The 11,543-nt window shown below is 59.2% G+C and carries 7 protein-coding genes; 2 read left to right on the forward strand and 5 right to left on the reverse strand.

Annotation, left to right across the window (positions count from 1 at the left end):
• Positions 1-7: 7 nt before the first annotated feature.
• The 5 genes from rapA to araB all read right to left on the reverse strand — a co-directional run bounded on the left by rapA (position 8) and on the right by araB (position 9,440).
• Positions 8-2,914, reverse strand: coding sequence for an RNA polymerase-associated protein RapA (gene rapA, locus IM303_RS12445; protein WP_028015485.1), 2,907 nt, complete (start codon positions 2,912-2,914; stop codon positions 8-10).
• Positions 2,915-3,042: 128 nt separating this feature from the next.
• Positions 3,043-5,400 (reverse strand): DNA polymerase II, encoded by a 2,358-nt coding sequence (gene polB, locus IM303_RS12450; RefSeq protein WP_193359991.1) that lies wholly within the window; start codon positions 5,398-5,400, stop codon positions 3,043-3,045.
• A gap of 74 nt (positions 5,401-5,474) precedes the next feature.
• A complete protein-coding gene (gene araD / locus IM303_RS12455) occupies positions 5,475-6,170 on the reverse strand; it encodes an L-ribulose-5-phosphate 4-epimerase (RefSeq protein WP_048999037.1) in 696 nt (231 codons plus the stop codon).
• Positions 6,171-6,217: 47 nt separating this feature from the next.
• Positions 6,218-7,720 carry an L-arabinose isomerase gene (araA, locus tag IM303_RS12460; protein ID WP_193360007.1) on the reverse strand — a complete coding sequence of 501 codons (1,503 nt, stop codon included), beginning with the start codon at positions 7,718-7,720 and terminating at the stop codon, positions 6,218-6,220.
• A gap of 10 nt (positions 7,721-7,730) precedes the next feature.
• On the reverse strand, positions 7,731-9,440 hold the full coding sequence (gene araB / locus IM303_RS12465) for a ribulokinase (RefSeq protein WP_048999039.1): 1,710 nt from the start codon (positions 9,438-9,440) through the stop codon (positions 7,731-7,733).
• A gap of 335 nt (positions 9,441-9,775) precedes the next feature.
• Here araB and araC point away from each other — a divergent pair, with 335 nt between their 5' ends.
• Positions 9,776-10,621, forward strand: a complete 846-nt coding sequence (araC, locus tag IM303_RS12470) for an arabinose operon transcriptional regulator AraC (RefSeq protein WP_028015490.1) — start codon at positions 9,776-9,778, stop codon at positions 10,619-10,621.
• Positions 10,622-10,739: 118 nt separating this feature from the next.
• On the forward strand, positions 10,740-11,507 hold the full coding sequence (locus tag IM303_RS12475) for a DedA family protein (RefSeq protein ID WP_028015491.1): 768 nt from the start codon (positions 10,740-10,742) through the stop codon (positions 11,505-11,507).
• Positions 11,508-11,543 lie beyond the last annotated feature (36 nt).

Consider the following 11,543-nt stretch of genomic DNA (forward strand, 5'->3'; position numbering starts at 1 on the left):
GCTCCGTTTACTGATGCGTCACAACGATAAGACGCAGGGCATCCAGACGCCAGCCTGCCTGATTCAGACTTTCCAGCACCTGCTGACGGTTGCTTTCAATTGCCGCCAGTTCGTCGTCGCGGATGTTCGGGTTGACCGCTTTTAACGCTTCCAGACGGGACAGCTCGGCAGAAAGTTTCTCGTCGGCTTCATTGCGCGCGGCGTCAATCAGGTCTCGGGCCGCTTTTTCGATCTGGATTTCGCCCTGCTGGAGAATGGCGTGCACGTCCTGCTGCACCGCGTTCACCAGCTTGCTGCCGGTATGGCGGTTCACCGCGCTCAGCTGGCGGTTGAAGCTTTCGAACTCCACCTGGCCGGCCAGGTTCGTACCGTTTTTATCCAGCAGCAAACGCACCGGCGTTGGCGGCAGGAAGCGGTTGAGCTGCAGCTGTTTCGGCGCCTGCGCTTCCACAACATAGATCAGCTCCAGCAGCAGCGTGCCTACGGGCAGCGCCTTGTTTTTCAACAGGGAGATGGTGCTGCTGCCGGTATCACCGGAGAGGATCAGATCCAGCCCGTTGCGGATCAGCGGGTGTTCCCAGGTGATGAACTGAGCATCTTCACGGGACAGCGCCACGTCACGCTCGAAGGTGATGGTACAGCCATCTTCCGGCAGGCCCGGGAAATCGGGCACCAGCATGTGGTCTGACGGGGTTAACACGATCAGGTTCTCGCCACGATCGTCCTGGTTAATCCCGACAATGTCGAACAGGTTCATGGAGAAGCCGATCAGGCTGGTGTCGTCATCTTGTTCTTCAATGCTCTCGGCAAGCGCCTGCGCTTTTTCGCCACCGTTGGAGTGGATCTCCAGCAGGCGGTCGCGCCCCTGTTCAAGCTGCGCCTTCAGCGCTTCATGTTTCTCGCGGCAGGATTTAATCAGATCGTCAAAACCGTCGGTATTTTCCGGCGCGGCGAGGTAACCGATCAGATCGCCATGCACCTGGTCATAAATGGTGCGGCCCGTTGGGCAGGTATGCTCAAACGCATCCAGACCTTCGTGGAACCAGCGCACCAGTACCGACTGAGCGGTTTTTTCCAGGTACGGCACGTGGATCTGAATATCATGCGCCTGGCCGATGCGATCCAGACGGCCGATACGCTGCTCCAGCAGATCCGGGTTGAACGGCAGATCGAACATCACCAGATTGCTGGCGAACTGGAAGTTACGCCCTTCAGAACCGATTTCGGAGCACAGCATCACCTGCGCGCCGCTGTCCTCTTCACTGAACCACGCCGCCGCGCGGTCGCGCTCGACGATGGACATGCCTTCGTGGAACACGGCGGCACGAATGCCTTCGCGCTCGCGCAGAACCTGTTCCAGCTGCAGCGCGGTGGCAGCTTTGGCGCAGATCACCAGCACTTTCTGGGAGCGGTGCGCGGTCAGGTAGCCCATCAGCCACTCCACGCGCGGGTCGAAGTTCCACCAGGTGCCGGTATCGCCTTCAAATTCCTGATAAATCTGCTCCGGGTAGAGCATGTCACGCGCGCGCTCTTCCTGAGTTTTGCGCGCGCCCATAATGCCGGAGACTTTAATCGCCGTCTGATACTGCGTCGGCAGCGGGAGCTTGATGGTGTGCAGTTCGCGTTTAGGGAACCCTTTCACGCCGTTACGGGTGTTGCGGAACAGCACGCGGCTGGTGCCGTGACGGTCCATCAGCATGTCGATCAGTTCTTTACGCGCGGATCCCGCATTCTCGCTGTCGCTGTTCGCGGCCTGCAGCAGCGGCTCGATATCCTGCTCGCCAATTAGATCGCTCAAGGTGTTAAGTTCGTCGTTTGAGAGACGTTTACCCGCCAGCAGCAGCGCGACGGCATCCGCAACCGGACGGTAGTTGTTCTGCTCTTCCACGAACTGAGCGAAGTCGTGGAAACGGTTTGGATCGAGCAGGCGCAGACGGGCGAAGTGACTTTCCAGACCGAGCTGCTCCGGCGTTGCGGTCAGCAGCAGGACGCCGGGCACGCGCTCGGCAAGCTGTTCAATCGCCATATATTCGCGGCTTGGGGCATCTTCGCTCCACACCAGGTGGTGTGCTTCATCGACGACCATCAGGTCCCATTCGGCATCGCACAAATGCTCAAGACGCTGCTTGCTGCGGCGCACGAAATCCAGCGAGCAGATCACCAGCTGTTCGGTTTCAAACGGGTTGTCCGCGTCGTGCTGCGCTTCGGCATAGCGCTCGTCGTCGAACAGGGAGAAGCGCAGGTTAAAACGGCGCAGCATCTCCACCAGCCACTGGTGTTGCAGCGTTTCCGGCACCACAATCAGCACGCGCTCGGCAGCGCCGGAGAGCAGCTGCTGGTGCAGGATCATGCCCGCTTCGATGGTTTTACCCAGGCCCACTTCGTCAGCCAGCAGCACGCGGGGCGCATGGCGACGGCCCACGTCATGGGCGATATTCAGCTGGTGGGGGATCAGGCTGGTGCGCTGACCGCGCAGGCCGCTCCACGGCATGCGGTACTGTTCGCTCTGGAACTTACGCGCGCGGTAGCGCAGGGAGAAGCGATCCATACGGTCGATTTGCCCGGCAAACAGGCGGTCCTGCGGCTTGCTGAAAACCAGTTTGCTGTCGAGCAGTACTTCACGCAGGATGACGTTCGTCTCTTCGGTATCAAGACGCGTTCCGATGTAGGCGAGCAGTCCATTCTCTTCTTTTACGTCTTCAACCTTTAGCTGCCAGCCTTCGTGGCTGGTCACGGTGTCGCCCGGATTGAACATTACGCGGGTCACAGGGGAGTCATTGCGGGCGTACAGGCGGTTTTCACCGGTAGCAGGGAAGAGGAGGGTAACCATGCGCGCATCAACGGCAACGACGGTTCCTAATCCAAGTTCGCTTTCTGTATCGCTGATCCAGCGTTGACCAAGTGTAAAAGGCATAGTTGTTCGGCTCTAATCTTTAATTGCAGGCAATAGTTCGACCCCCGTCAAAAAAGACGGTCATCGAAAAATGGGTCCGGGAATGGAAAGGGCGCTATGGTACTGGATGGCAGCCATTTCGTCACGCGTCAAAATAGGCCAAGTTGCCCTGTCACAAGTGTAGCAAAATCGTCGTCGATGAACGGTAAAATTCCCTCCGCAACCGGCTGAAGCTGGCGGGTCAGGTAGTGATCGTAATCGAGAGACGACTGCTGGTAATCAACGGGCTCCGGCCCGTTCGTTGTCCAGACGTATTTTATCGTCCCCCGGTTCTGATACTGCGGCGCGCGTCCCCGGCGTACATTCTCTTCGTCCGCCAGGCGCGCGGCGCGCACGTGGGGCGGGACGTTGCGCTGGTACTCCGCCAGCGGGCGGCGCAGGCGCTTGCTATACACCAGCTGGTCATCCAGCTCGCCGGCCATCAGGCTGGCGATCGTTTCGCGCACGTAGTCCTGATACGGCTCATTGCGAAACACCCGCAGATAGAGCGTCTGCTGGAACTGCTGGGCCAGCGGCGTCCAGTCAGTGCGCACCGTCTCCAGACCCTTAAACACCATTCTCTGCTTTTCACCCTCCTGGATCAGTCCGGCGTAGCGCTTCTTGCTGCCCTGGTCAGTACCGCGGATGGTGGGCATTAAAAAGCGGGCAAAGTGGGTTTCAAATTCCAGTTCTAATGCGCTGGTTAACCGCTCTTTTTGCAAATGTTCCTGCCACCAGTCGTTTACGAAGGCCACCAGCTCTTTGCCGATTCGTGAGGCGTCGTCTTCTGAATGTGCGCCCTTAAGCCACACAAAGGTTGAATCCGTGTCGCCGTAGATAACGTCATAGCCCCGGGATTCAATCAGCGCTTTGGTCTGACGCATGATGTCGTGTCCGCGCATGGTGATGGACGACGCCAGACGCGGATCGAAGAAGCGGCAGGCGCTGGTACCCAGCACGCCGTAGAAAGCGTTCATAATAATTTTCAGGGCCTGCGAGAGCGGCTTGTTGCCATGACGTTTCGCCTCGTCGCGGCCGTGCCAGATGTTCCCCACAATCTCCGGCAGACAGTGTTTTTCGCGCGAGAAGCGTGCTCCGAGAAAACCTTCGGTGCTGTGCGCGTCGTCTGGCTGCGCCATCCCCTCCACCAGCCCCACCGGGTCAATAAGGAAAGTGCGGATAATTGACGGGTAGAGGCTTTTGTAGTCCAGCACCAGAACCGAATCATACAGTCCTGGGCGGGAGTCCATCACGTAGCCGCCGGGGCTGGCTTGCGGCGGCACGTCGCCGAGGTTGGGCGCAACATAGCCCGCACGGTGCATTCGTGGGAAATAGAGGTGGCTAAAGGCGGCTACCGAGCCGCCGTGCCTGTCAGCCGCGAGGCCATTTACCGTCGCGCGCTCCAGCAGGAACGGCATGATCTCGGTTTTGTGGAATATTTGCGTCACCAGCTCGCAGTCTTTCAGGTTATAGGTGGCGAGCGCCGGTTTGTCTTCGTTGAAGCGCCGGTCAATCTCGTCCATGCGGTCCCACGGATTGTCGATGGATTTGCCTTCACCGAGCAATTCCTGCGCTACCGCTTCCAGAGAGAAGGAGGAGAAATTCCAGAACGCGGATTTCAGCGCCTCGATGCCGTCGATAATCAGGCGGCCATTGGCCTGCGCAAAGAACACGCCGTTCTTAAAGCCGTGCTCGCGCCACTCCAGCTCCGTATTTCCGCGCCCGAGCATCAGTGGAATGCGATACCGCTCTGCGTGTTTTTGCAGCACGCGCAGGTCAAACTGCACCACGTTCCAGCCGATCAGCACGTCCGGGTCGTGCTCGGCAAACCACTGGTTAAGCTTCTCCAGCAGCTGCGGTCGGCTGTTGACGTACTCAAGCTGAAAATCGAGCGCGGACGCATCGCCGTTCGGCGGTCCGAGCATATAGACAACCCGCTGCCCGCAGCCTTCCAGGCCGATGCAGTACAGTTCGCCGTGGCGGGTGGTTTCGATATCCAGGGAAACCCACTTTAGCGGGGGGCGATAATGCGGATTAGGCTTCAGGCGAGCGTTGATAAGGGTGCCGTTTTGCTCAGCGCCGTCAACCCAGACGGGGGCGGTAATAAACCGCTCCATCAGAAAGCGTTCCGGCGGACGAATGTCCGCTTCGTAGAGCGTCACGCCCGCTTCGCGCAGCAGTTTTTCGTAGCGCATCAGCTGGCGATGGGCGCGGCAGTAAAGGCCATACACCGGCTGACGATGGAAATCTTTTAGCTCAAGAGGAGTGAGGCGCCAGCCGTTCTCATCGCGCAGCAGTTGTTTTACCTTCTCGACGTAATGTTCAGGGATAAACGCCACGGATTCCTGAGGAGGAAGCGTAACGTGCAGCGGGCCGTTATCTGTCGCCAGCCAGAACGCAACCTCGGTGCCCTGAGGGGTATCCCGCCAGTGTCGGGTCAGTAAAAAGCCTTCTTGCGCCTGTGCCACGCCGCTATCCCACAAAACAAAACCAGGCCTGATTATAGCCTGGTTGAATGTTTTATGCTGGGGATATATACAGTTTATTGTCCGTAATAGGCCTTCGCGCCGTGCTTGCGCAGGTAGTGTTTATCCAGCAGGGTTTGCTGCATATCCGGCAACTGCGGTGCCAACTGGCGGCAGAAGATCCCCATGTAGGCGATTTCCTCCAGCACTATTGCGTTATGCACTGCGTCTTGCGCGTTTTTACCCCAGGCAAACGGGCCGTGGGAATGCACCAGTACGCCGGGCATTTGCGCCGCGTCGATCCCCTGTTTTTCAAAGGTTTCGACGATCACGTTCCCGGTTTCCCATTCGTACTCGCCGTTAATCTCCGCATCGGTCATCAGACGCGTACAGGGAATGGTGCCGTAAAAGTAGTCCGCGTGGGTGGTGCCGGTGGCCGGAATGGGCTGGCCCGCCTGCGCCCAGATGGTCGCGTGACGCGAATGGGTATGCACGATGCCGCCGATAGTCGGGAAGGACTGGTACAGCAGACGGTGGGTGGGCGTATCGGACGACGGTTTTTTGTTACCTTCCACCACTTCACCCGTTTCGATGCTGACCACGACCATATCCTCTGCGGTCATCACCGTGTAATCCACGCCCGAAGGCTTGATCACGAATACCCCTTTTTCCCGGTCAACGGCGCTAACGTTGCCCCAGGTCAGGGTCACCAGGTTATGTTTTGGCAGCGCCAGGTTGGCTTCAAGTACCTGACGTTTGAGATCTTCTAACATCGTTGTCTCCCTGCCCGGCGAGCGCAGCGCCACCGGGCATTACGTACTTAGCGTTTTGAACCGTAATAGACTTCGTTCCAGCGCAGCGCGTCTTTAAAGGCTGGCAGACGGGTGTCGTTATCAATCACGGTCAGCTCGATATCGTGCAGCTCGGCAAACTGGCGCATATCGTTCAGGTCCAGCGCGTGGCTGAAGACGGTGTGGTGCGCGCCACCCGCCAGGATCCAAGCCTCTGACGCGGTTGGCAGGTCCGGCTGCGCTTTCCACAGGGCATTGGCGACCGGCAGCTTCGGCAGAGAGTGCGGAGTTTCAACCGCATCGACACAGTTCACCAGCAGGCGGAAGCGGTCGCCGAGGTCGATCAGGCTGGCGTTGATGGCCGGACCGGTACGGGTGTTGAAGATCAGACGGGCCGGATCCGCTTTGCCGCCGATGCCGAGGTACTGCACGTCAAGGATCGGTTTCTCTTCAACCGCGATGGAGGGACACACTTCCAGCATGTGCGAACCGAGCACCAGATCGTTGCCGTTCTCGAAGTGGTAGGTGTAGTCCTCCATAAAGGAGGTGCCGCCCTGCAGACCGGTCGACATCACCTTCATGATGCGAAGCAGAGCGGCAGTTTTCCAGTCGCCTTCACCCGCAAAGCCGTAGCCCTGCTGCATCAGACGTTGTACTGCCAGACCCGGCAGCTGTTTCAGGCCGTGGAGGTCTTCGAAAGTGGTAGTAAAAGCATGGAAGCCGCCCTGTTCCAGAAAACGCTTCATGCCCAGCTCAATGCGTGCGGCATCCAGCACGTTCTGGCGCTTGTCGCCGTTGATTTGTGCCGCAGGCGTCAGGCGGTAGCTGCTTTCGTACTCGTCCACCAGCGCGCTCACGTCGCCGTCGCTGATTTCATTCACCACCTGCACCAGGTCGCCCACCGCCCAGGTATTCACGGAGAAGCCGAACTTGATCTGCGCGGCCACTTTGTCACCGTCGGTCACCGCCACTTCACGCATGTTGTCGCCGAAACGCACCACTTTCAGGTGACGGGTATCCTGCTTAGAGACCGCCTGACGCATCCAGGAGCCGATACGCTGTTGTGCCTTGCCGTCCTGCCAGTGGCCGGTGACCACAGCGTGCTGCTGGCGCATGCGCGCGCCGATGAAGCCGAACTCGCGGCCGCCGTGCGCGGTCTGGTTCAGGTTCATGAAGTCCATGTCGATGCTGTCCCACGGCAGGGAGGCATTGAACTGAGTGTGGAACTGCAGCAGCGGTTTGTTGAGGATTGCCAGGCCGTTGATCCACATTTTGGCCGGTGAGAAGGTGTGCAGCCACACAACCAGGCCGGCGCATTTGTCGTCGTAGTTGGCGTCACGGCAGATATTGGTGATTTCGTCCCGCGTTGTACCCAGCGGCTTCAGCACCAGTTTGCACGGCAGTTTGGCTTCCGCGTTCAGCGCGTTAACCACGTGCTCCGCATGTTTCGTTACCTGCTGCAGCGCTTCCGGTCCGTACAGATGCTGGCTGCCAATCACAAACCACACTTCATAATTATTAAAAATGGTCATCATCGTGTCCTTAATGGGTCAGGGTTGCCGTAGTGTCCGCGGTGCTTTTGGCCGGGGCGGCGACAGGGAGATAGTGAAGCTCGGCGCTTTTTGCCCATTGCTGGTAGCGCTGATAAAGCTGTTCAAAGCGTTGTGCCTGCTGGACACGCGGCTGGAGCGTGTTTTCGACGGCGCTTGCCATGTGCTGCTGCGCCGTCGGGATATCCGCATGAACGCCTGCGGCCACGGCAGCGAAAATCGCGGCGCCCAGCGCACAGCACTGATCGGAGGCCACAATCTGCAGCGGACGGTTCAGGACGTCGCAGCAGGCCTGCATAATCACCGGATTTTTACGGGCGATACCCCCCAGCGCCATCACGTTGTTCACGTCGATGCCCTGTTCGGTGAAGCACTCCATAATGGCGCGCGCGCCGAACGCGGTGGCGGCAATCAGACCGCCGAACAGCGCCGGGGCATCGGTCGCCAGGTTGAGATCGGTAATCACCCCCTTCAGGCGCTGGTTGGCAAACGGCGTGCGGCGACCGTTAAACCAGTCCAGCACCACCGGCAGGTGGTCGAGGGTCGGATTTTTTGCCCAGGCTTCGGTGAGCTGCGGCAGGAGCTGTTTTTTGCTCGCGGTAATCTGTGTTTTCAGCTCAGGATGCGCGGCAGCCAGCTGATCCAGCGGCCAGCCGAGCACCCGGCCAAACCAGGCGTAGATATCGCCAAACGCGGACTGACCGGCTTCGAGGCCGATAAAATCTGGCACCACGCTGCCGTCAACCTGGCCGCAGATCCCTTTCACCGCGCGGTCGCCGACGCTGGCTTTATCTGCCGTCAGAATGTCGCAGGTGGAGGTGCCAATCACTTTCACCAGCGTGTTAGGCTGCGCACCCGCACCCACGGCACCCATGTGGCAGTCGAACGCGCCGCCGGAAATGGTCACGCTTTGCGGCAGGCCGAGACGCGTCGCCCACTCTTCGCAGAGCGTGCCGACCGGAATATCGGCGGTGAAGGTGTCGGTAAAGAGCGGGTATTTCAGATTTTTGTTGATGATCGGGTCAAGTTCATCGAAGAACGCTGCCGGAGGAAGACCGCCCCAGCCTTCATGCCACAGGGATTTATGCCCGGCGCTGCAGCGGCCGCGGCGGATATCCTGCGGGCGAGTGGTGCCGGAGAGCAGGGCGGGAACCCAGTCGCACAGCTCAATCCATGATGCCGCGGCCTGGGCGACCGAAGCGTCCGCGCGGGTAACGTGCAGGATTTTGGCCCAGAACCATTCGCTGGAGTAGATGCCGCCGATGTAGCGCGAGTAGTCGGTTTTGCCCGGCTGATGGCATAAGCGGGTGATGGCTTCCGCCTCTTCCACGGCGGTATGGTCTTTCCACAGCACGAACATGGCGTTCGGGTTGTCGGCAAACTCCGGGCGCAGCGCCAGCACGCGGCCTTCAGCGTCCACCGGGGCTGGCGTTGAACCGGTGCTGTCGACGCCAATCCCCACGACGTCGGCCCGCTGGGCGTCAGTCAGTTCAGCCAGCACGGTTTTGATCGCCGCTTCCATCGATTCAATGTAATCGCGCGGGTGGTGACGGAACTGGTTGTTTGGCGCGTCGCAGTAGCGCCCCTCTTGCCAGCGCGGATACCACTCAACGCTGGTTGCTATCTCCTGGCCAGTCGTACAGTCCACTGCCAGCGCGCGAACCGAGTCGCTGCCAAAATCGAGGCCAATTGCAATTGCCATGGTGTTGCTCCATCCGAAACAGGTATGGAAGAACATTAGAGACTGGGGACAAAAATCGTCAGGCAGGATCCGCTAATCTTATGGACTAAATTGCTGTTACGACGGAAAGTGTGACGCCGTGCAAATATTCAATGTGGACATTTCTGCCGCACTTATAGACACTTTTGTTACTGCTTCTCTGCCCGTGTCGGCAGAAAAATCAGGGGAAAAGGCTGAAACATGGCGGACGTAAAAGAGGCGTGATGCTTTTTGGATCTTTTCGCAGGCCATTTTTATACTGCTTTTAACGATATGGACAAATGGTTTCCTTCAGGACCCTTGGGAGAACTGAATCTATGGCCGAACCGCAAAACGATCCCCTGCTGCCGGGATACTCATTTAACGCCCATCTGGTGGCGGGGCTGACGCCAATTGAGGCCGAGGGGTATCTCGATTTTTACGTCGACCGGCCGCTCGGCATGAAAGGGTATATTCTGAACCTGACCGTACGCGGGGAAGGGGTGATCAAAAACGGCGATCGGCAGTTTGTTTGCCGCCCGGGCGATATGCTGCTGTTCCCGCCGGGGGAGATCCACCACTACGGGCGTCACCCGGACGCCAAAGAGTGGTATCACCAGTGGGTCTATTTCCGCCCGCGCGCCTACTGGCAGGAGTGGCTCTCATGGCCGGCTATTTTCGCGCAAACCGGTTTTTATCGTCCGGATGAGGCGCATCTGGCGCAGTTTCGTGAACTGTTCGCACAAATTATTGAGGCGGGGCAGGCGGGCGGGCGCTATGCCGAACTGCTGGCGATCAACCTGCTTGAGCAGGTGCTGCTGCGCCGCATGGAGGCGATCAACGAGTCGCTTAACCCGCCGCTGGATAACCGCGTCCGCGACGCCTGCCAGTACATCAGCGACCATCTGGCCGACAGCCAGTTTGATATCGCCAGCGTTGCCCAGCACGTCTGTCTTTCGCCGTCCCGCCTGTCACACCTGTTCCGCCAGCAGCTTGGCGTGAGCGTGCTGAGCTGGCGTGAGGATCAGCGCATCAGCCAGGCAAAGCTGTTGCTGAGCACCACCCGGATGCCTATCGCGACCGTCGGACGCAACGTGGGCTTTGAAGATCAGCTCTATTTCTCTCGCGTGTTTAAGAAGTGCACAGGCGCCAGTCCCAGTGAATTCCGCGCGGGATGTGAATAAACGGTAAACATTCAGGTGAACTTCAGGAGCATCCTGTAAACTATTCAGACAATTGATGCCTTGACGCGGTGCGGGGCGCTAAGCAGAATCGCTGATTCGTTTTCTGACCGGAATAGTTATGCAGGCATTGCTGGAACACTTTATTACCCAGTCCGTTATGTACTCGCTCATCGCTGTGGCGCTGGTGGCGTTTCTGGAATCGCTGGCGCTGGTTGGGCTGATCCTGCCCGGCACCGTGATGATGGCGGGGCTTGGGGCGCTTATTGGCAGCGGTGAGGTCAATTTCTGGCAGGCGTGGCTGGCCGGGATTATCGGCTGCCTGCTGGGGGACTGGATCTCCTTCTGGCTGGGCTGGCGCTTTAAGAAGCCGCTGCACCGCTGGTCGTTCATGAAAAAGAACAAAGCGCTGCTGGATAAAACCGAACATGCGCTGCACCAGCACAGCATGTTCACCATTCTGGTAGGCCGCTTTGTCGGGCCAACGCGTCCGCTGGTGCCGATGGTGGCGGGGATGCTGGATCTGCCCGTCGCAAAATTCGTGGTGCCGAACATTATCGGCTGCGTATTCTGGCCGCCGTTTTACTTCCTGCCGGGGATCCTCGCGGGTGCGGCCATTGATATCCCTGACGGTATGCAAAGCGGTGAGTTCAAGTGGCTGCTGCTGGGAACGGCGGTACTGCTGTGGCTGGCGGCCTGGCTCTGCTGGCGGCTATGGCGCAGCGCGAAAGCCAGTGTCGATCGCCTGACGCACTATCTCCCGCGCACGCGCCTGCTCTGGCTGGCCCCGCTGACGCTGGGCGTGGCGGTGGTAGCGCTGGTCGCGCTGATTCGTCATCCGCTGATGCCGGTGTACGGCGAAATCCTGCTGAAGGTGGTGAGCCGTTAAGGTGTTTTCCCTCTCCCCGTGGGAGAGGGCCAGGGT

Source organism: Enterobacter cloacae complex sp. P38RS, from assembly GCF_014930775.1.
GTDB classification, from domain to species: domain Bacteria; phylum Pseudomonadota; class Gammaproteobacteria; order Enterobacterales; family Enterobacteriaceae; genus Enterobacter; species Enterobacter bugandensis.